This is a genomic window from Peijinzhouia sedimentorum, from assembly GCF_049340005.1.
Lineage (GTDB): Bacteria > Bacteroidota > Bacteroidia > Cytophagales > Cyclobacteriaceae > CAXBDP01.
In genome coordinates this window covers 190,208-211,269 of record NZ_JBMPIY010000002.1, presented here as the reverse complement: position 1 = coordinate 211,269, position 21,062 = coordinate 190,208, and the positions used below count along the sequence as shown (strand labels likewise).

The following is a 21,062-nucleotide window of genomic DNA, read 5'->3' as shown; positions in this document are numbered from 1 at the left end:
TATGAAGCAACGGGTGTTGGTTTTGAATCAAGATTACAGTCCTATTACTATTTGCACAGTACATAGAGGCTTTTTGTTGGTTTTTCTCAACAAAGCAGAATTAATTGCTCCCTATAAAGCTGCCAAAATACGAACCGTGGATAGGCAATTTGAAATGCCCGCTGTTATCAGAATTCAACGCTACATAAATGTGCCTTACAAAGGTGTAATGCTCACACGGCAGAATATCTTCAAGCGTGATAAACATTCCTGCCAATACTGCACAGCCACTAAAGATCTTACGATTGATCATATTATTCCAAGATCAAAAGGTGGAAAATCTACTTGGGCCAATTTGATTACGGCTTGCAAGAGATGTAATTCTCGTAAGGGCGATTTCTCTCCTGAGCATGCTGGAATGAAACTGCTGAGCAAACCTTACAAGCCCAGCTATACGATATTTCTGCGTGATCATTCAGGATATACTTGTGAGGAATGGGAGCCATTTCTGGCAGAAAAGGTATCTTTGTTATAAGATCATTTCCAAACCTCCCGCTGTTTTTCTATCTAGGAGGTTCAATGTTTTAGTGTCCGATTATGAGTGTTAACTGTACGTTTTTGAACAAATTTATAATCCTGTAAATCATGAAACCTTCAAAATTTAGCTTTTTAGGCAGTTTTTATTTTCTGCACCGCGTTTGTAATCCTTTTGGCAACAAACAAACAACAGCAATGAAAACGATACCATCCATCCCATTAGTATTTTTGATCTTTTTGTTCACCGCCTGCACCATCGATATGTCCTTTGGCGATATCTCGAATAATGCAGTGGTCACGAAGGAATTCCCCATCAATAAAGGAGCAAATGTGGAGCTGATTACTTCCGGCGGTTCTATTAAAGTAACAGGTGAAAAGGGCTTAGATAGAGCCATTGTTGATTTCCGGATAGGAGGAAATAAAGCCAATGACCTAACTGAAGGTGAAATAGAACGCTTGTTCGATGAGCTGGATATTGATATTGAAAGCAGTGCAGACAGATTGTACATAAAATACAATAGCTCAAGCAGTGGTTCATGGTTATTTGGAGGAATGAAATTCAGATCGGTGTCATTCGATGTAAGAGTGCCTGAGGAAATTTTTGTGAATTTGCATACTTCAGGTGGTTCATTGACAATAGATAATTTGGTTGGCCATCAGCAAATGAAGACAAGTGGCGGTTCTATTAGAGTAAGTAATACTGAAGGAGAAGTTACAGGTAAAACGAGTGGCGGTTCTATCAAAGTGAATAATTCGCATGGAATTATGAGCTTGTATACATCTGGAGGTAGTGTAAGATTTGAAGACTGCTCAGGTGAGATTGAAGGCAAAACGAGTGGTGGGTCAATAAGAGCAAATGGCTTGGCTAGACTGGATAAACTGGACTTGAAAACAAGCGGAGGCTCAATTTCTATAGATTTGGATAAAACACAAGATATGAATTTGTATGCCAGAGGTTCACGCGTGAGAGTGAATGACCTAAGCAATTTCCGTGGTGATATAAAGAAAGATAAGATTGATGGAACCATCGGCAACGGAGGTACACCTGTGAGCTTGGTTACATCAGGCGGTTCAGTAACGATTAATTTCAACTAAGTCATTTATCAAATACAGATAAGAAAGGCTGAGAATTTCTCAGCTTTTTTTATGTCAAAAAATACCTAATATTCAGATTTTTAGTACCTTTGCAGTCCGTTCAAAATGGATGGTTCACAAATTGTGAAAATTTACCAAAAAAGCATTCTGTTTTTTGATCCGAGAGCAGAATCGTAATTAATGGATCGACAATAATATTATGTCAAATTCTCCTGAAGATTTTAACTGGGAAGACTACGAATCAAAAGGTTTTGGCGAAGGCTATTCCAAAGCTAAGCGCGAAGAACTAGAAAAGATTTACGAAGAAACCTTAACTGAAATCACTCCACGTGAGGTAGTTACAGGTGTTGTGGTAGGTGTAAACGACCGCGACGTAATCCTAAACATTGGCTTCAAATCAGATGGTTTGGTGCCTCTTTCTGAATTCCGTGATTTACCTAAATTGAAGGTTGGTGACGAAGTACAAGTGTTCATCGAGGAGCAAGAAGATGCTAATGGACAGTTGGTGCTTTCTCGTCGTAAAGCTAAGATTGTAAAAGCATGGGAAACCATTACTAAGGCTCATGAAGAGGATTTAGTAATCGAAGGTGTTGTAAAAAGACGTACAAAAGGTGGTCTTATCGTGGATGTTCATGGTGTGGAATCCTTCCTGCCAGGTTCTCAAATCGATGTGAAGCCTATTAGAGATTTCGATGTATTTGTAGGTAGAACGATGGAATTGAAAGTTGTGAAAATCAACTATGCAAATGACAACGTTGTAGTATCTCACAAAGTACTAATCGAGAAAGATATCGAGAAGCAAAAAGCTGTAATCTTGAACAACCTTGAGAAAGGTCAAGTACTTGAAGGTGTAATCAAAAACATGACAAACTTCGGTGTATTCATCGATTTGGGTGGTGTAGATGGTCTATTGCACATTACAGATATTTCTTGGGGTCGTATCAACCATCCGGAAGAAGTGCTTAAGCTTGATCAGAAAGTTAATGTTGTTGTACTTGACTTTGATGATGAGAAGAAGCGTATCTCTTTAGGTATGAAGCAGCTTGAAGCTCATCCTTGGGATTCATTAAGTGAAGAAACTGTAGTGGGCTCTAAAGTAAAAGGTAAAATTGTAAATGTAGCTGATTACGGTGCATTCCTTGAAATCCATCCAGGAGTTGAAGGTTTGATTCACGTATCAGAAATGAGCTGGTCTCAACATTTGCGTAATCCATCAGACTTTATCAAAGTAGGTGACGAAGCGGAAGCGGTAGTACTTACTCTTGATCGTGAAGAGCGTAAAATGTCATTGGGCATTAAGCAATTGAGCGAAGATCCTTGGACTAAGAAAGATGTATTGACTAAATATGGTGTAGGAACAATACACAAAGGTATCGTTCGTAACCTTACAAACTTCGGCTTGTTCTTAGAGCTTGAAGAAGGTATTGACGGATTAGTACACGTTTCTGACCTTAGCTGGACTAAGAAGATCAAGCATCCATCTGAATTTGTGAAAGTAGGAGATGAGTTGGAAGTACAAGTTCTTGAACTTGATGTTGACAACCGTCGTCTTGCGCTTGGTCACAAGCATTTGGAAGAAAATCCTTGGGATACTTTCGAAACAGTATTTACAGTAGGTTCTGAGCACAAGTGTACCATCACTAGCAAAAATGATAAAGGAGCAGTACTTGAGTTGCCATATGGTATCGAAGGTTTCGCTTCTATTAAGCATTTGAAGAAAGAAGATGATACAGTTGCTGAAGTTGGCGAAACGTTAGATTTCAAAGTATTAGAATTCTCTAAAGATGATAAGAGAATAGTACTTTCTCATACTAATACGCATGCTGCTGAGCCAGTGAAAGCTGCTGCTCCTAAGAAGAAAGCTGCTGCTAAGAAAGAAGCTCCAAGTGCTAAAGAAGCTGATAAAACAACTTTAGGTGATTTGGACGCATTAGCTGGTTTGAAAGAGCAATTGAAAGACGGCAAAAGTGAATAATCGCTAAATTTATATTATTACAAAAAGCCCGATTAATTTCGGGCTTTTTTATTTTCTCTGAACCTTTTGATTAGAAAAGGTATTTACTAATTTTGCAATCCATTAAAAAATGGTCCTGTGGCCGAGTGGCTAGGCAGAGCTCTGCAAAAGCTCCTACAGCGGTTCGAATCCGCTCGGGACCTCACAAGTCAAAAGCTTCATCTGAAAAGGTGAAGCTTTTTTCGTTAATACGATAGCTAAGGAAGGAGCGGATGCGAACCGCTCGGTTCGAACCGAACGTCAGTGAGCTCGCCTGCACCTTTAAAATAAACACATGCAGGCAATCCGCTCGGGACCTCACAAGTCAAAAGCTTCATCTGAAAAGGTGAAGCTTTTTTCGTTAATACGATAGCTAAGGAAGGAGCGGATGCGAACCGCTCGGTTCGAACCGAACGTCAGTGAGCTCGCCTGCACCTTTAAAATAAACACATGCAGGCAATCCGCTCGGGACCTCACAAGTCAAAAGCTTCATCTGAAAAGGTGAAGCTTTTTTCGTTAATACGATAGCAAAGGGAAGAGCGGATGCGAACCGAGCGCAGCGAACTCGCCAGCACGAAAATCGAACTTTGGTTTTAATTCTTTTCTAAAAATTAAATTGCCTCCAGATTTATCTGGGGGAATTCAATTGTGTGTTTTTTGGCTTTAGCCTAAGTCAGCAATTAAGCTTCTATTAAGGCAATGAATAGCCTCATCATCATTTGGCTAAAGCCGGATTTTATGGTTTACAATGTGAATGGGCTAAAGCCGCATTCCTATTCAATTTAGTTTTGCAGAATGGGCTATTCCATTATCCCACCCACGGTTGAAGCCATGGGCTATGGATATTTCGCTCCAATTAAAAAAGAATCCGTGAAATCCGCCTAATGCCCGCCTGACAGGCAGGCGTGATTCAAACAAATGCGGTAAAATGACTTGTTCCATTCCCTTACCCCACTGTTATAACCTTAGGCTATTGATATTTCCGCTTTTATGGCTGAAGGAAAGATCAGGTGCGAAAATAGTAATGTAAAGTAGAGGCAATTTTGGCAACAGCACAACAAGCCAATTGAGTTAAGGAGTGCAAGTGTATTTAGGCAAAACTTGATTATCTACATAATAATCTTGTTGAAGCTAGTTTCCTAAAGAAACTATTAAGGACGAAGAATAAGATTTTATGATTTTTTTTGCAAAATCACCCTCAAATAATTACATTAATGGCTTCGTTGATACCAAAACCTATATTAAATGATCAAACAAAAGAAACCTCTACAATTCCTAGCCCTAGCTTTTGGACTAATCATCATTATAAGTTGCTCTTCAGATGATAATGTCGGAGGAGCTACAAAGAGCACAGCGATTTATTCATTGCAAATTATTGACTCACTCCAAATTGAATATCTTGGTCAAATTCAACTGATTGATAGGAATGAAAGAGGGCAATTTTTGCTTCTAGATCCTCAGAGAGAGACCTATCTGGTAGCCAATGAAAAGGGCGAAATTATTCATCAATTTATCATGACCGCCGATAATAAGAATTTCCCGGGTGCTATCTTTGAGAACCCAGCCTTTTTTCAAAATGATTTGATCATTTTTTATGCATCTAAAGGATTATATTTCTTTGATTTTGACGGCAACTTTCAATTCAAGACCTCCGAGCCACTAGAAAGTAATGTCTTTGCTTTGCGCATGGGCCCCAAAGCCATTTTTGAAGCAAGTATTGAGGGGGAAGAGTACCTCTTGGTCAACAGGATGGGTTTCCTTAATGGGGATGCTAATACCCAAGAATATTATGATAGTTTTCAAGCGATCAACCGCTTTAATCCCTCTTCACAGCAAACTAAAGGCCTTGTTGGATTGGAAAATGAAAGTACCTACAGGGATGGTAAATACCATGATCCATACCGAATGCAGAATCGATTTGATATTGAAGGAAATCAGTTGGCGATTGTGTTCAAGAAAGATCCTAATGTGTATCACTATACTTTGACAAAAGATTCAGCTTTATTGAATCAGACCTTATCCATGAAAGACGAAATCCTCTATTTGGATGAGCAAAAAGATAAGGGTGTACCCAATAAGCCAGGTGCGCCACCACCCCCAATAAATACTTTTACCTTAAAACTGGGAGAGTCTGAGGTTAGAAACGTGGCCTTATTAAAAGAGAACCTTATCATGGTTCAATATAATCCAGGTCTGCCTGAGGAAGAACGCGAATTAGCCAAAACCATAGAAGGCATTGATGGCAGCCGGATTGAAGATCCCGACAATATACCAAGAGATCACTATGTGGTATTTAAGGATGGAAAAAAAGCGGGAGGAGGGGAATTGCCTTCTCAGCTGGAAAGTTTCATTTTCGAGGGCGATGGCTTTCTGTGGTTTTCATCTGTACCCAATGAAGAAATGGAAGAAGATGTCGTAAAATGGTATAAAGTTAAACTGTTGCCGGAATGATATTTTGAAATAAGAGAATTATGAGAAATATAATTACCATTTTTTTTCTCCTGCCTATTGCCTTTGTTTTTGCTTGTCAAAGTCCTGAAAAGCTTGAAAATACAACAAATGAAAATGCACAAGAGGCACTTGTTAATATTGACAGTATCCAAATTGACATTTTAGGTCGAGTTAGTTTACTGGATGTTTCAAGTGATGCATCCTTATTTTTCCTTGTAGATTATGCAAGAAGTTCTTACATAATTTGGGATCGAGATGCTGCTGAAATAACATATAGTTTCGAAATAAATACAGATAAAGAACATCCGGGTTACACACTTCGAACGCCCTCATTTCATAATGAATCTGAACTTTTATTTGGAGGCATAAGAGGTCTTATTTTTTATGATTATAATGGAAATGTAGAACGATATTTTGCACATGAAAAACCACTTTTCCCAGCCCTACTTTACCCTTTACCAAGTAATTATATCTATCCAATAAATTTTCAAAATAAAGAGAAATTCCTTTTTCCACCAGTAAAGCATATGCCACATAGTCCTTCTGAAGAAATTTTTTATGACGAATGGCGAAGCCTGAGTGTATTGGATCCTGAAAGTGGAAAATTGGAGCACATTCTTCCATTACCTAAGGACAGCAGGTTTTTCAATGGAAGGGCATATAATTATTCACATCTAAATTCTACCTACACAGTAATCAATGATACCTTATGGTTAAATTTAGGTGGAGAGGATATATTAAGAGCTTATAGCATTATTAATGATCTCGAACCCATCGCATCTATTTCCCTAAAAATGCTTGGTTATGAATTGCCAGAATCACTCAGTCCTGAGGATCTTGATTTGCATAGTGTCATCAGCTATAAAAAGGGCATGCAAGGTGTGAAAAGCATATTTGCCTATGGTGATGATTTGGCTTTGGTATATTTTCCAGGTTATAGCAAATCACAAAGAGAAAGTATGAACTTGGTAAAAGATACCGATGGAATGGCTGCACATCAGGAATATGCCACAAAATTATTTGAATCAATCCCTAGCCGTTTACAAATCATAAGTAAAAGTGGAGAGATAATAAGGGATGTTGCCATTCCTGTAACACATAAAGCTTTCGAACTTATTATACGAAATGAGGAAATATGGGTGCAGAAAAAAGAAAGCGTAGAGTTTGAGGAAGATTTTATTCAATTGTACAGGTTGGACTTTTAATTTTTTGCCATCCTGAAAATTATTCTTTTAGTATGTTTTTTACAAATACCATCAGTTAGATACACTTTAGAATATTGAATTACGGAATTATGAGAAGTAAAATTACTTTTGTTTTTGGTCTAAAAGCATCCTTATTTTTTGCTTGTCAAAGTTCTGAAAGAGAAGAAAAGATAGATAAGCAAACTAGTGAAGCCCTATGATTTAAAGATTGTAGATTCCCTGCAAGTTGATTACTTAGGATATTTGAGTTTACTCGACATCAATGATCGTGGTGAATACCTACTCAATGACCAACGAAGAGGGGCATACCTTGTCGTTGATGAAAATGGTGAAATCATCCAGCAATTCATATTGGATCCAGGCTCTAAGAAATTTTCGAGCAGACCTTATCATGGCCCGGCATTCTTTAGGGATAGTCTCCTCGTGTTTAATGCGCCCAATGGCATCTCTTTTCATAGGTTTGATGGAAGCCTTCAATCCCGTTCCTGAAGTGATGAGCCCCAAGGTACGCCCATCATCATGGGAGGTTCCAAAGCTGTATTTGATGTGACAATCAATGGTAAACCAAAGGTACTTTATCGAAACATAGCCGTTTTAGGTGATTTTCCAAGCGAGGAAGAGGTTTATCTAAAAGATTTCAAGGCTGCCATGCTTTTTGAACTTGAGGAAAAGACAACCTAGCACAAAAACCTCATTATCAAAAACCTCAAAGCAAAAACAGCAACCAAAGTCAATATTTTTTTGGCACTTATGTCAAAATTTTTGAAAGTTGTATTCTAGGATAGCATTATCTGAACTAGATTTTACGCCGTATATTTTTCCTCTACTTTCATCTACCGTAAAGTTTGCTAAATAATCAGGTATCCTGAACAAACCAACTGGATTTAACTCCCAATCAAATACTCTTATCTCCACAGGCTTTTCTGTACCATAATCTCTAAATAGTTGGTTTTGGTATAGTGCATATATGTAGTCTTTAGTGCCGAAAGCATCAACATAGTAACTCTTTATGTCAGAATCATTCACATTTTCAACTGTTAAATAATTGTCAATAACACCATTTTCATTAAAAGATGAATAGGATATTGAATTTTGAAGGTTGAGTTGCGTGTCAAACACATCCATTCTATCAAACCTGTTAAGGAGTGAAGCTATCTTATTCCTTTCAGGATGAATTACAGGCTTTCCTACATATAGGTAGTTGTGACGAAAGTATAGGTAATTGACGTCATCAGACTTTTTTTCAACTTCTGGGAAATTTTCGACAGTTTTAATAATTTCCTCTTCCAAAGGATTATATAGCCTCATCCTGCCCATCTTTATATCCATATTGGTTATAGTCCCGATAAGTTTTGTACTGTCTAAATAGAAGACTTTACTAAAATTTGCTTTTTGACTAAGTGGAATAATGTCTTCAATTACTAATTCCCCTTCTTTTAGCGACTCGCTTAGATTAACCTTATGAAGTTTATATTTATTTAATTCATAAAACCAACACATGTAATTTTCATTTTCAATAGTAAAATCTGTAAAATACAACGGAATAATAAATTCATCCGGGCCACTTCCTTCAATTGCAAATTTGAAAAGCTGTGTAAAATCATTGGGATTGTAAACAGCATAAAGATGAGAGTCTCCCCTTAACTCAGCCAAGAGTAGTGTGTCAATAGAGTGTAATCTATTTACAGTGATATCATCCTCCAATATTGTTTTTCCGACCAAATCTACCTCTATAGGAAAAACTATATTTTTAGGATTTTCATTGGAATTTGTGTTGCATGAAAAGATTATAATGCACAAAAGAAATATTAACTGTATTTTCATAAGAATATTTTAAAGAAGAGGAGAGCTGTGTTTACTCTCCAATTTACCTAGGTCCATGGCATTTGTCTTTGTTGGCATTAAGGCTAAACGCAATAGATTTGACAGTCCTAATGCTAAGCGTAAGATTTTCTTTTAAGCTTTTTTATAAATTTTTGTTTTAATTGGTTAATAACCTTTTAAAATTAGTTTAATGAAATTATAAATCAAAATTTTAATCTCTGAAAATATTAGGATCTAGTAATACATTAATGTAACAGATAGCCTTTGCTTTGATAATGAACAAGAGGTGAAAATAGCGAATGAAGTCTTAAATGAAACGGATCAAGATTTCAGAAGCCTTCATGTTCAGATTCTTAAGAAATTGATGTTATTTACTACTGTACTTCTTTAACTGATAGAAGATATCAGAAATTGTTGAATCCTGTCCCTAAATTTATGAATACTAGAAATGCAAGGTCAATATTCTAGTCGCTTCATACTGCTTAAAACTCAAAACACATATTTCTTATCCAGTAATAATATAAAATGAGGCTATTATAATATCTTAGTCATATTTGGTTTTTCTATGAAAATGATACCTTGCAGCATAATTTGTTGATAGTCTGAACCTTATATAATCCAGTGGCGTATGGCAATGAGTATCCTTATTATCATAATGATCATTTAGCTAATATCCGTCAGGTGTTTAGAGCGGAGAGCGCTTTCGAAAAAAATTATAACCTATCATTTAATCATAAAAATCATAGTTCAGACAATTGTGTATTGCCTAAGTCGGCAATTAAGCTACTATTAAGGCAATAAATAGCCTCATCAACATTTGGCTAAAGCCGAATTTCTTGGTTTACATTGTGAATGGGCTAAAGCCGCATTCCTATTCAATTGGAATTGCAGAATGGGCAATTCCATTATCTCTTGGTTTCAACCATGGGCTATGGATCTTTCGATCCGTTTAAAAAAATCCGTGAAATCTGTGAAATCCGCCTAATCCCTGCCTGCGGCAGGCAGGCGTGATTCAGACAAATGCAGTGGCATTGGACATTTCCGCTTGAATCAAACCAATCATTTAATTAGCCTAATTCTAAAAGCTATCGCCAGCGAGAGTATAATTTAAGGTGGGTTAACCTTCAAATAAGTAATTAAAGCCGCTGTAATACTTTATTATAAGCCAAGCTAATTTTCAAGCGAATAATCAAGCGGCAATAAGTTGCCTGTTTTTTCCCAACCCCAATAGCCTTCAAAGAAAATATCAAGTGGATTAATTGGAATTCCATTTGAATCGATTATTGCAGAATCACCTTGTAGTAATAAGAGCGTAGTGCGTGGTGCTCGTTTTCTTGATGTTTGACCAGTAGATAGTAAATACTCCTGTTCTTCATATTGCAAGTTGTATTGAACTTGTAATATATCATCAAAATTCAATGCATACTCTCCATTATTAGCAATGAAAAAATCAGCAGGAGATAACTTGTCGATAATAAGCTGATCCTGCATTCTTTTTCGTGAAGTTGGAGTGACTCTAACCGATTGGTTCTCTTGCGAAGAAATGCTTATTCCTCCCGCTTTTCTTGGTTCTTCTACTTCTTTTCTGATCACTTTTCTTACTATATAGCCCTCATCCTCTAGGTTTTTATCTTCAATCAGTGTTTTTAGAAAATGAGTGAATGAGCCTAAATAAGCTTCTTTTCTATTTTCCTCCCATCTTCTTTCTTGTCTTTTATTACCTTCCATTTCACGAAAGAAAGGATAACCAATAAAACTTACTCGCCCTTCTCTACCATTATAAGTGAAATCGGCCAATAGGTATTCAATATTATATCCTAAAGCTTTATTTTCAATTTTTATCGGTTCATTACTCATTACTTTGAGGATGCTAGTAGCTGGGTCGAAATCCATGATTAACCTTTCTTTATTCAGTATTTCACAGTCCTTAGAAAAGGAGGTTTCACCTAAAAAGAAAGTTTCGAATACTTTAAGGTTGTCGTACCAAACTTTATCTCTTTTCGAATCTACCACTACCTCATCTAAGTCCATGGCTAGTGGCACTAATTTAAAGGTGATTTTCGAAGGCGTGTTTTCAGAACTTATACCATATACCAAGGATTGATAGCCTGTGAATGATGCTACAAGTTCAAAATTTCCAGCAGGAAGTGTTAACTCAAATTGCCCTGATTCATCCGCTATTTTACCGATGGTGCTACCATTTACATAAACACTTGCATAAGGTATGGGCTGCTCAGTTTCGGCGTCGAGAATGGTGCCTTTAATTGTAGATTGTGTAATGCCTATAAAAGGCAAAATAATGAGCAATAAGGATAGAAATAATTTATTCATTAGGCTCTTGTACGAAAGAATTCGTGATTAGGTTAGCCGTGTATATAAATTTGAAAATTCACCTATTCCATGAACACAATATGTGGTAGATTTGCCCTCGATTTTAAAGTTAAAGAGGTGTTCGATTTCGGGTTATTTTATTTATAATGATTCTAAATTACGCTCACAAGGGTGATATTTAAGATAAAAGCATGAAATACCTCGAATTAGTGATAAAAATAGGCACCTTAGACTATGCTCAAACATCACTACTTTCTTTGTAATAAAAACAGTCCGATACTACCTTTGTGCAACCTTAGGTAAATGGGTCAAGAGTAATATAAATTGTAAAAACATGCTCAAAAAGTTCTTAAAAACGCGTATTACATTAAGCCTTATGCTTTTATGCGGCGTTTTGATGATTACGGGTGTTACAGCTCAAGCGCAAGAAATTCCTACAGATGAAGCTATTATTGCTAAGGGTGCAACGCTATTCGTTGAGAATCAGTGTAATACCTGCCATGCTGTAGAAAGAAAATTGGTTGGTCCTGCGCTGAAAGGTATCAACGATCGTCGAGAAGTGCCTTGGTTATTAAATTTCATTAAAAACTCGTCAAAAGTAATCCAAAGTGGAGATGCTTATGCAGTAGCATTGTACAATGAGTACAACAAAACGCTGATGCCTTCACATGAGTATTTGACCGACGATGAGGTTATCGCAATGCTAGCTTGGATTCAAGCTGAAGGAGACAAACCTGCGGAGGTTGCAACGGCAGATGCTGGTGCCGCAGTTACTGGCGGTGGTGATGGAGGCGGAATGCCTTCTGAATACCTTACTGTAATCCTAGTTGCCTTAGTCATCATATTAGTATTGATTCTTGTAGTTCTGTTCTTATTGATCTCAGTAATGAACAGATTCTTAAAACAAAGAACAGACTTAAGTGAAGAGGATCAAGAATTAGTAAACCAGAAATTTGATGTTGGAGCTTTCTTGAAAAGTCCACCTTTTGTTGGTTTAATCACTATGATTTTTGTTGCTGTAATGGGCAAAGTTGTTATTGATGGTCTATACACAGTAGGTGTACAGCAAGGCTATCAGCCGACTCAGCCAATAGCTTTCTCTCATCAATTACATGCTGGTCAATATGAAATCGATTGTCAGTATTGCCACACTGGTGTTGAAATCTCAGCAAGTGCAAATATTCCTTCAGTAAACATTTGTATGAACTGTCACAGTGCAATCCAGAATGTAGGCGGTCAGCCAGGAATGTCACCTGAAATTCAAAAGCTTTATACGGCAATGGAAGAAAACAAACCTATTGAATGGGTTCGTATTCACAACCTTCCAGACTTAGCTTATTTCAATCACTCCCAACACGTAAAAGTGGGTGGTGTTGAATGTCAAACTTGTCATGGGCCAATTGAAGAAATGGATGTAGTCTATCAATATTCATCGCTTACAATGGGATGGTGTATTGATTGTCATAGAAATACTGAAATTAAGGTAGAGAATGGTTATTACGACAAATTATCGGCCTTGCATGCTGGAGCTCAAAAGACAGCTCTTAGAGTACAAGACATCGGTGGTTTGGAATGTGCTAAATGTCATTATTAATTAATTGAACTTTCGACTCCTTATATATATAGAGATGGAAAAATCGAATAAAAGATACTGGAAAGGTATCGAAGAGCTAACAAACGATCCTGCCTTCGTAAAGAATGCAGATAAGGAATTTCCTGACTATTTGCCAATTTCAGAAAGAAATGGATCTGAATCAGAAGGAAATTCTCGTAGGGATTTTCTTAAAATGATGGGATTTGGTATTGCAGCTGTTTCCCTAGCTGCTTGTGAAACACCTGTCAGAAAAGCCATTCCTTACCTAAATAAGCCTGTTGACGTAGATCCAGGTGTGCCAAACTACTACGCATCTACTTATTCATCGGGTGGGGATTATTGCTCGGTAGTAGTAAAAACTAGAGAAGGTCGTCCAATTAAGATTGAGGGAAATAAATTCTCAAAAATCACTCAAGGTGGAACAAATTCTCAAGTAGAGGCTTCAGTACTTTCATTATACGATAAGCATAGATTCACCGACCCAATGGCGGGAGGTGAAAAAACAACTTGGGAAGATTTAGATAAATCGATCTCTACCCAGTTGCAAAATATATCTGCTCAAGGCGGTCAAATTCGAATCGTAACAAATTCAATTTTAAGCCCAAGCACAAAAGCAGTAATTGGTGATTTTATCACTGCATTCCCAGGAACACAACACGTTACTTACGATGCAGTTTCTTCTTATGGAATTAGTAAAGCTAATGAACTTTCATTTGGCCAAGCAATCATCCCATCATACGACTTCAGCAAAGCAAAATCTATTGTAAGTTTTGGAGCTGATTTCTTAGGTACATGGTTGTCGCCAATTGAGTTTACCAAGCAATACAGCAAAACACGTAAGATCAATAGTGAGAAGCGTGAGATGTCAAGACATTTCCAATTCGAATCTACATTATCGCTTACAGGTGCAAATGCTGATTATAGAACTGCCATTAGAGCTTCTCAAGAAGGTCTAGCAGTAGCAGCTCTTTACAATGAAATTGCAAAAAGAGCAGGTAGAACATCAGTTTCCGCAAATGGTGACTTTGCTAATATCACAGAAGCAGCGCAAAGTCTTTGGGCTAACCGTGGCGAATCTATTGTAGTGTCAGGATCGAATGACACTAACGTTCAGATTTTGGTGAATGCAATAAATGAAATGTTGGGCAATTACGGCGCAACGATCAATTTGTCAACGCCAATGCACAATAGACTAGGTAATGATGAGCAAATGGCAACATTTGTTACTGATTTGAAAGCTGGTAGAGTTAAAGGTGTGATTTTCTATGACTGTAATCCAGCATATGATCACCCAATGGCCAAAGACATTACCGAGTCCATATCAAAAGCTACATTAAAAGTTGCAATCACAGATCGACCAGACGAAACAACTGGACTTGTAGATTTTGTTGCAGCTGATAATCACTTCCTAGAATCATGGAATGATGCTGAGCCAAGAAGAGGAACTTATAGCCTTGCTCAGCCAACAATCACGAATATATTTAACACTCGTCAAGGTCAAGATAGCCTTCTTACTTGGGCTGGCAGTGCTTCAGATTATTACACTTATTTGAGAGAAAACTGGAGAGCAGGCTTCTTCGCTTCTCAAAGTGTATTAAGTGATTTTGATCTTTTCTGGGATAAAGCTTTACACGACGGTGTATTAGAAATGGAAGCTGAAGCAACTGCTGAAGCAATGGCATTTGCAGGTGACGTAACTTCTGCTGGTGCAGCTATTTCTAGAACTTATAAAGCTGATAATACTAACCTTGAGTTAGTTCTTTATAGCAAACTCGCAATTGGATCAGGAAGACAAGCCAACAACCCATGGTTGCAGGAAATGCCGGATCCAATCTCAAAAGCAACTTGGGATAACTACATTACCATTTCTCAAAGACAAGCAACTGAGCTTGGAATTGAAATGAAGGAAGGCTTTACAGAAAAAGCCAACCTTACCGTAAATGGAGTTACGCTAAATCTTCCAGTAGTTGTTCAGCCGGGACAAGCTTATGGCACTATTGGTTTGGCAATTGGGTATGGACGCAGCAATGCTGGCCGAGTAGCTGATGGACTTGGTGCTAATGCTTTCCAATTGGCTTCTATCAAGGATGGCGCAGTTTCTTTCTCAGTTACCGAAGGTGTAACTGTAGAGCGTACTGGAGAGAAATATCAAATTGCGCAAACTCAAACTCACCAAACCTATATGGGTCGTGATTTTGTAGTTCAAGAAGCTACCCTTCCTGAATATAAAGAAGATGCTTTTGCTGGTAGATATCAACCAAGAATTTATAAAGAAGGTGAATTTGTAAAGCCATCGTCCATTTCATTATGGAAAGGCCATAAATATTCTAATCACCACTGGGGTATGACTATCGATATGAACTCTTGTACTGGTTGCAGTGCATGTTCAATCGCTTGTCAAGCCGAAAACAATATTCCAGTAGTTGGTCGCCAAGAGGTGATCAATAGAAGAGAAATGCATTGGATCAGAATCGACCGCTATTATAGCAGTGATGCAGAAGTGGGTGATTTGAAAGCCATGGAACAAGCTTCGGACAACCCTGAAGTTATATTCCAACCAATGCTTTGTCAGCAATGTAATAATGCTCCTTGCGAAACTGTATGTCCAGTAGCTGCTACAACGCATAGCTCAGAAGGACTTAACCAAATGACTTACAACAGATGTATAGGAACTCGCTATTGTGCGAATAACTGTCCGTATAAAGTACGTCGTTTCAACTGGTTCAAGTACCATGACAATACACAGTTTGACAAAAACCTTGCAATGAACAACGATTTGGGTAAAATGGTCTTGAACCCAGATGTGACAGTAAGAGCAAGAGGTGTAATGGAAAAATGTACATTCTGTGTTCAGAGAATTCAAGCAGGCAAATTGAAAGCTAAGCAAGAAGGTCGTCGTCCAATAGATGGCGAAATTGTAACGGCTTGTCAGTCGGCTTGTCCAGCAGATGCAATCACGTTTGGTGATATGAATGATGCGGAAAGCATGGTTTCTCAAACATTGAAGATCAGTGAAACTGAAGATTCAAAAGTTGTAGGTGAAGAAAGAGCTTACCACATGTTAGAGGAAATTAATGTGAATCCTAACATCTGGTATTTCACCAAAATCAGAAATAAAGAAAAAGTTAACGCTTAATCATAATCGAATTAAGGAAATGCAAGTAATATCAACTGTACGCGATCCATTAGTTACCGGCGGCAAAACCGTTCATGACGTTACGCATGATGTGTGTCGTCAGGTAGAGGGCGCTCCAACCAAATTTTGGTTATTAGCATTCACTTTAGCCTCTGGAGCTTTATTAGTAGGTCTATATGCCGTGGCCATGACCCTGTGGGAAGGTATCGGAATGTGGGGCTTAAATAAAACTGTAGGTTGGGCTTGGGATATCACAAACTTCGTATGGTGGGTGGGTATTGGTCACGCTGGAACACTAATATCAGCTATCCTGATGCTATTCCGCCAAAAGTGGAGAATGTCTATCAACCGTGCGGCTGAGGCGATGACAATATTTGCGGTAATTTGTGCTGCAATGTTCCCAGTACTTCACATGGGTCGTCCGTGGTTAGGCGCATATTGGGCCCTCCCGCTTCCTAATACATTCGGTTCGCTATGGGTTAACTTCAACTCTCCACTTTTATGGGACGTATTTGCGATTTCGACCTACTTTACCGTTTCTTTAGTATTCTGGTATATTGGTCTTATTCCAGATTTCGCAACCATCAGAGATAGAGCAACTGGCTTACGCAGAACTATTTACGGGGCATTGAGCTTCGGTTGGGATGGCGCTGCAAGAACTTGGTCCAGATACGAATCTGTAGCCTTGATTTTAGCGGGTTTAGCAACACCACTTGTACTTTCGGTTCACACTATCGTATCTTTTGACTTTGCTACATCTGTAATACCAGGCTGGCACACGACTATTTTTCCTCCTTACTTCGTAGCAGGAGCGATTTTCTCGGGTTTTGCCATGGTACTTACCCTTATGATTATTACTCGTAAGGTTTTCAAACTTGAAGACTATATTACAATATACCATATCGAAATGATGAATATTGTAATCATCATAACTGGTTCTATTGTAGGTATTGCTTATATCACTGAGTTCTTTATTGCTTGGTATTCTGGTGTAGAAGCTGAACAATATGCATTTATAAATAGAGCAACTGGCCCTTATTGGTGGGCATATTGGTCTATGATGACGTGTAATGTTATTTCTCCACAGCTATTCTGGTTCAAGAAAATTAGAAGAAATATTGCTGCAACCTTTATCATTTCAATTATTGTAAACATTGGGATGTGGTTTGAGCGATTTGTAATTATTGTAACCTCATTGCATAGAGACTTCCTTCCGTCAAGCTGGGTGATGTTCTATCCAACTAGATATGATGTAGGCGTGTATCTATTCACATTTGGTTTATTTTTCACCCTTTTCTTACTGTTCGCCAAATTCTTCCCTGTAGTGAATATGGCAGAAGTGAAAAGTATTGTAGGCTCTGATTCAGAAAAAATTAAAAAGGAAGTAAATGGATAATTCAAATAAATACCTCGTAGGTATTTTCGATAATGAAGATATCCTGCTAAAAGCCGTTTCGGGCATAAGAGGCAAGGGCGTTAAAATTGAAGAAGTATATACTCCTTTCCCTGTTCACGGGTTGGATGAAGCATTAGGTTATAAGAGAAGTAGATTGCCAATTGCCGCATTTATGTTTGGCGTATTGGGTACTTCATTAGCTTTGACTATGCAGTTCTACATGATGGGCATAGATTGGCCTATGATTATTGGTGGTAAGAACTTTACGCCACTAATTACATTCGTGCCTGTAACATTTGAATTAACAGTTCTTTTAGCTGCCCTAGGTATGGTTGCTACATTCTTTATATCTAGTAATCTTAAGCCATACGGTACGCCGCGTACTTTTGATTTAAGAAGTACGGATGATAAGCATGTGATGGCAATCAATCTTTCTAAAAACGCTCTTCCTGAAATGGATTTAAGAGGAATTTTAGGAGAAGCTGGAGCTAGTGAAGTGAACGAGAAAATTTTTGACGAGGAATAATCTTAAGATGATGTTAAGAAAAAAATACATTTTACCCGCCTTAGCTTTTATTGCTTTTGGTATTGCAGGTTGTTCTGCCTCTGGAGATGATCCAGGTGTAGAATATGCTCCTCAAATGTATCATTCAGTTGCCTATGCTCCGCTTTCTCAAATACAAGATGAGAATGCGGGAGGGTGGTTGAGTAATAGAGAAGATGAGAAAGGTGAGTTTCATAACTCAAACCCTTACAACCCAAACAAAATCAATATGAGAACTCCTCCCGCTAATACCGTAAGGAGAACTTCATCTGGTATGCTTCCTTATAGAATGCCTGTAGAAGAATATGATAGAGCTGGAGTAGAAGTGACAAATCCATTCGAAGTTACAGATGAATTTATAGCTGAAGGACAAGTTCTTTATAATAAATTTTGTCAGCAATGTCATGGAGCAAATGGTCAGGCTGCCGGTAAAGTTGGTGAGGTATTCTTAGGTGTGCCTGCATATAATGTGGGTCGTGTTGCTGAACTTACAGAAGGTAATATATTTCATACTATTACTTTAGGTCGAGGTCGTATGGGTGCTCATGGCTCTCAAATACAACCTGAAGATCGTTGGAAAATCGTTTCCTTTGTTCAAACCCTGCAAAAACAATAGTTCAAAAGGTAAAAACCTATATCATGCAAGAAGAAAGATTTTTATTCACCGCCGGAGCTAAAAAGAACCTCACAATATTGGGGATCGTTGGTGTTGTCTTGTTAGCCTTAGGAATTGTAATGCTAAATGTCGGTGGACATGATGAGCATGAAGCAGCTCATGAAGCTTCTGGCCATGCTTTTCATTGGACACAAAGACTTTTCGCCGGCCTTTGGATCAACAATATTTATTTTATAGGAATTAGTGTAATAGGTGTATTTTTCGTGGCAATACAATATGCTGCGCAAGCTGGCTGGTCTGCTGGTATCAAGAGAATTCCATTAGCATTTGGTGCTTGGTTACCTTATGGTGGAATTTTAATTCTTGCTGTATTTCTAGTAGCTAATCACGACTTGTTTCACTGGACACATTCCGAACTTTATGATCCAACTAGTCCAGAATTTGACCCTATATTAGACGGGAAGAAGTCCTACCTGAACTTTCCTTTCTTCCTTGTGAGAATGGTTATCTTTTTGGGTTTATGGTATATTTTCCATCGACTAATAAGAAAAAATGCATTGCTTGAAGACAATAATATTGGTGATGGGCAGTGGAGAAAATTGAGGAAGCTTTCAGCTATTTTCCTTATCATTTTTGCTGTTACTTCTTCTATGTCTGCCTGGGATTGGATTATGTCAATCGACTCTCACTGGTTCAGTACATTATTTGGTTGGTATATGTTTGCTAGTTGGTTTGTTTCTGGCTTAGCAGTAATCACCCTGTTGGTAGTAATACTAAAGGAGAAGGGCTACTTAGCTGTTGTGAACCAAAACCATATTCATGATCTAGGTAAATTCGTATTTGCTTTCAGTATATTCTGGACTTATACTTGGTTATCGCAGTACCTTTTGATTTACTATGCGAATATCCCAGAAGAGTCAGTTTATTTCGTAGAAAGAATGCAAAGCGAAACTTATGCTCCTGTATTTTATATCAATCTTATCCTAAACTTTTTCTTTCCATTTCTAGTTTTGATGACGAGAGATGCAAAACGCCACAATATCTTCTTGAAGGTAGTTTGTACGGTAGTTTTGATTGGTCACTGGATTGACTTTTATCAAATGGTCACTCCGGGAACGTTGGGTGAGAATGGTGGGTTTGGCTTCCTGGAGATTGGTCTTATAATGATTTATACAGCCGCCTTCCTATTTGTAATCCTTGGTTCATTGGCGAAGGCGCCACTAGTAGCAAAGAATCATCCGATGCTACAGGAAAGTCTTCATCATCACATTTAATTGGTAAATTTTAAGCACTCAATAATATGTTGAAGTTCGTAATAGCAATAGGTGTAATTCTGGTAATAGCAATTCTTTTGACCATTTTCAGGATTCAAACTCTTGTAAGTGTAGCCAAAAGTTCAGAGAAAAAAACCAAGGCACCTACAGGAAATAATACCAATGCACTATTATTCTTATTGTTTTTGGTAGTTAGTTTCATTGCAATGTTTTGGTATTCCATTAAGGAATTTGATAATTATCAATTACCAATAGCTTCAGAACACGGTGTAGTTACTGATCAGCTATTCTGGATTACAATGGCAATTACCGGAGTAGTTTTCCTAATCACTCACATTCTTTTATTCTGGTTTTCTTATAAATATAAGTTCCAAGAGAGTAAAAGAGCTTATTTCTTTCCTCACAACGATCGCTTAGAAGTAATTTGGACTATTGTACCAGCACTTGTACTTACGGTACTTGTAATTAGTGGATGGCAAGCTTGGTCTGACATTACGAGCAAGGCTCCAGACGATGCGGAAGAAGTTGAGATAATGGGTTATCAGTTTGCATGGAGAGTTCGCTACCCAGGTATGGATGCTAATCTTGGAAATTATGACTTCAGATTAATTGATGCTGAGAATGAATTTGGAATGGACTTTAGTGATAAAGCATCATTCGATGATTTTACTCCGAGAGATATGGTTTTACCTAAAGGTAAGCCTGTATTACTAAGGATTAGAGCTAGAGATGTATTGCATAGTGTATTCGCTCCTCACTTTCGTCTGAAAATGGATGCAGTACCAGGTATGCCTACACAATTTTGGTTTGTTCCCACCAAGACTACCGAAGAAATGAGAGCTGAAACAGGTAATCCTGATTTCACATATGAAATTGCTTGTACTGAAATTTGTGGTAGAGGTCACTTTTCTATGAGGCTCCAAGTGGTAGTTTTAGAACCTGAAGAATACGAGAAGTGGAAATCCGAGCAACAACCTTGGTTGGCTAACAAGCCAGACTATTTGGCAAAAGTGCCGGATCATTTGAAGGAATTGGCGACAATTACTTCGGGTTTAAATCAAGTTGAAGAATAATTTAAAGGGGATTA

16 protein-coding genes and 1 tRNA gene are annotated in these 21,062 nt (G+C 37.9%); 15 read left to right on the top strand and 2 right to left on the bottom strand.

Annotation, left to right across the window (positions count from 1 at the left end):
- The first annotated feature begins 1 nt into the window (after position 1).
- From ACOXY8_RS03965 to ACOXY8_RS03930, 8 genes are all read left to right on the top strand, one after another.
- Positions 2-514: an HNH endonuclease gene (locus ACOXY8_RS03965; protein ID WP_458330249.1), complete on the top strand. Its 513-nt coding sequence runs from the start codon at positions 2-4 to the stop codon at positions 512-514.
- A gap of 197 nt (positions 515-711) precedes the next feature.
- Positions 712-1,611: a DUF4097 family beta strand repeat-containing protein gene (locus tag ACOXY8_RS03960; RefSeq protein WP_458330248.1), complete on the top strand. Its 900-nt coding sequence runs from the start codon at positions 712-714 to the stop codon at positions 1,609-1,611.
- 199 nt (positions 1,612-1,810) lie between these two features.
- Positions 1,811-3,586, top strand: a complete 1,776-nt coding sequence (gene rpsA, locus ACOXY8_RS03955) for a 30S ribosomal protein S1 (protein WP_458330247.1) — start codon at positions 1,811-1,813, stop codon at positions 3,584-3,586.
- A 111-nt stretch (positions 3,587-3,697) separates the two neighbouring features.
- Positions 3,698-3,768 (top strand) — tRNA-Cys (locus tag ACOXY8_RS03950).
- Positions 3,769-4,849: 1,081 nt separating this feature from the next.
- Positions 4,850-6,055, top strand: coding sequence for a hypothetical protein (locus tag ACOXY8_RS03945; protein WP_458330246.1), 1,206 nt, complete (start codon positions 4,850-4,852; stop codon positions 6,053-6,055).
- Positions 6,056-6,075: 20 nt separating this feature from the next.
- The gene (locus ACOXY8_RS03940; protein WP_458330245.1) at positions 6,076-7,260 is read left to right on the top strand and encodes a hypothetical protein; all 1,185 of its coding nucleotides are present in this window, start codon (positions 6,076-6,078) and stop codon (positions 7,258-7,260) included.
- Positions 7,261-7,446: 186 nt separating this feature from the next.
- Positions 7,447-7,749 carry a hypothetical protein gene (locus ACOXY8_RS03935; protein ID WP_458330244.1) on the top strand — a complete coding sequence of 101 codons (303 nt, stop codon included), beginning with the start codon at positions 7,447-7,449 and terminating at the stop codon, positions 7,747-7,749.
- Between the two features lie 30 nt (positions 7,750-7,779).
- Positions 7,780-7,941 (top strand): hypothetical protein, encoded by a 162-nt coding sequence (locus ACOXY8_RS03930; protein WP_458330243.1) that lies wholly within the window; start codon positions 7,780-7,782, stop codon positions 7,939-7,941.
- A 72-nt stretch (positions 7,942-8,013) separates the two neighbouring features.
- Here ACOXY8_RS03930 and ACOXY8_RS03925 read toward each other — a convergent pair whose 3' ends face one another.
- Entirely contained in the window at positions 8,014-9,084 is a 1,071-nt protein-coding gene (locus tag ACOXY8_RS03925; protein ID WP_458330242.1) for a BF3164 family lipoprotein, read from the bottom strand.
- 1,170 nt (positions 9,085-10,254) lie between these two features.
- Positions 10,255-11,415, bottom strand: coding sequence for a carboxypeptidase-like regulatory domain-containing protein (locus tag ACOXY8_RS03920; RefSeq protein ID WP_458330241.1), 1,161 nt, complete (start codon positions 11,413-11,415; stop codon positions 10,255-10,257).
- A 334-nt stretch (positions 11,416-11,749) separates the two neighbouring features.
- Between ACOXY8_RS03920 and ACOXY8_RS03915 the strand changes: the two genes are divergently transcribed.
- From ACOXY8_RS03915 to ACOXY8_RS03885, 7 genes are read left to right on the top strand one after another with little or no spacing between them, the layout of a single operon-like run.
- The gene (locus ACOXY8_RS03915) at positions 11,750-13,009 is read left to right on the top strand and encodes a c-type cytochrome (RefSeq protein WP_458330240.1); all 1,260 of its coding nucleotides are present in this window, start codon (positions 11,750-11,752) and stop codon (positions 13,007-13,009) included.
- Between the two features lie 34 nt (positions 13,010-13,043).
- Positions 13,044-16,145 carry a TAT-variant-translocated molybdopterin oxidoreductase gene (locus ACOXY8_RS03910; protein ID WP_458330239.1) on the top strand — a complete coding sequence of 1,034 codons (3,102 nt, stop codon included), beginning with the start codon at positions 13,044-13,046 and terminating at the stop codon, positions 16,143-16,145.
- A gap of 19 nt (positions 16,146-16,164) precedes the next feature.
- Entirely contained in the window at positions 16,165-17,541 is a 1,377-nt protein-coding gene (gene nrfD, locus ACOXY8_RS03905; protein ID WP_458330238.1) for an NrfD/PsrC family molybdoenzyme membrane anchor subunit, read from the top strand.
- Positions 17,534-18,067: a DUF3341 domain-containing protein gene (locus ACOXY8_RS03900; RefSeq protein ID WP_458330237.1), complete on the top strand. Its 534-nt coding sequence runs from the start codon at positions 17,534-17,536 to the stop codon at positions 18,065-18,067. Before nrfD ends, ACOXY8_RS03900 begins: the two co-directional genes overlap by 8 nt.
- 7 nt (positions 18,068-18,074) lie before the next feature.
- Positions 18,075-18,701 (top strand): c-type cytochrome, encoded by a 627-nt coding sequence (locus ACOXY8_RS03895; RefSeq protein ID WP_458330236.1) that lies wholly within the window; start codon positions 18,075-18,077, stop codon positions 18,699-18,701.
- Positions 18,702-18,724: 23 nt separating this feature from the next.
- On the top strand, positions 18,725-19,975 hold the full coding sequence (locus ACOXY8_RS03890; RefSeq protein WP_458330235.1) for a quinol:cytochrome C oxidoreductase: 1,251 nt from the start codon (positions 18,725-18,727) through the stop codon (positions 19,973-19,975).
- Between the two features lie 26 nt (positions 19,976-20,001).
- On the top strand, positions 20,002-21,048 hold the full coding sequence (locus tag ACOXY8_RS03885; RefSeq protein WP_458330234.1) for a cytochrome c oxidase subunit II: 1,047 nt from the start codon (positions 20,002-20,004) through the stop codon (positions 21,046-21,048).
- The last annotated feature ends 14 nt before the right edge of the window (positions 21,049-21,062 follow it).

Bases quoted from the DNA above. Each gene is read 5' to 3' on its own strand.
- ACOXY8_RS03910 (WP_458330239.1), top strand. From the start codon at position 13,044: ATGGAAAAATCGAATAAAAGATACTGGAAAGGTATCGAAGAGCTAACA.
- ACOXY8_RS03900 (WP_458330237.1), top strand. From the start codon at position 17,534: ATGGATAATTCAAATAAATACCTCGTAGGTATTTTCGATAATGAAGAT.
- nrfD (WP_458330238.1), top strand. From the start codon at position 16,165: ATGCAAGTAATATCAACTGTACGCGATCCATTAGTTACCGGCGGCAAA.
- ACOXY8_RS03885 (WP_458330234.1), top strand. From the start codon at position 20,002: ATGTTGAAGTTCGTAATAGCAATAGGTGTAATTCTGGTAATAGCAATT.
- ACOXY8_RS03925 (WP_458330242.1), bottom strand. From the start codon at position 9,084: ATGAAAATACAGTTAATATTTCTTTTGTGCATTATAATCTTTTCATGC.
- rpsA (WP_458330247.1), top strand. From the start codon at position 1,811: ATGTCAAATTCTCCTGAAGATTTTAACTGGGAAGACTACGAATCAAAA.
- ACOXY8_RS03895 (WP_458330236.1), top strand. From the start codon at position 18,075: ATGATGTTAAGAAAAAAATACATTTTACCCGCCTTAGCTTTTATTGCT.
- ACOXY8_RS03965 (WP_458330249.1), top strand. From the start codon at position 2: ATGAAGCAACGGGTGTTGGTTTTGAATCAAGATTACAGTCCTATTACT.
- ACOXY8_RS03920 (WP_458330241.1), bottom strand. From the start codon at position 11,415: ATGAATAAATTATTTCTATCCTTATTGCTCATTATTTTGCCTTTTATA.
- ACOXY8_RS03930 (WP_458330243.1), top strand. From the start codon at position 7,780: ATGGGAGGTTCCAAAGCTGTATTTGATGTGACAATCAATGGTAAACCA.
- ACOXY8_RS03890 (WP_458330235.1), top strand. From the start codon at position 18,725: ATGCAAGAAGAAAGATTTTTATTCACCGCCGGAGCTAAAAAGAACCTC.
- ACOXY8_RS03960 (WP_458330248.1), top strand. From the start codon at position 712: ATGAAAACGATACCATCCATCCCATTAGTATTTTTGATCTTTTTGTTC.
- ACOXY8_RS03945 (WP_458330246.1), top strand. From the start codon at position 4,850: ATGATCAAACAAAAGAAACCTCTACAATTCCTAGCCCTAGCTTTTGGA.
- ACOXY8_RS03940 (WP_458330245.1), top strand. From the start codon at position 6,076: ATGAGAAATATAATTACCATTTTTTTTCTCCTGCCTATTGCCTTTGTT.
- ACOXY8_RS03915 (WP_458330240.1), top strand. From the start codon at position 11,750: ATGCTCAAAAAGTTCTTAAAAACGCGTATTACATTAAGCCTTATGCTT.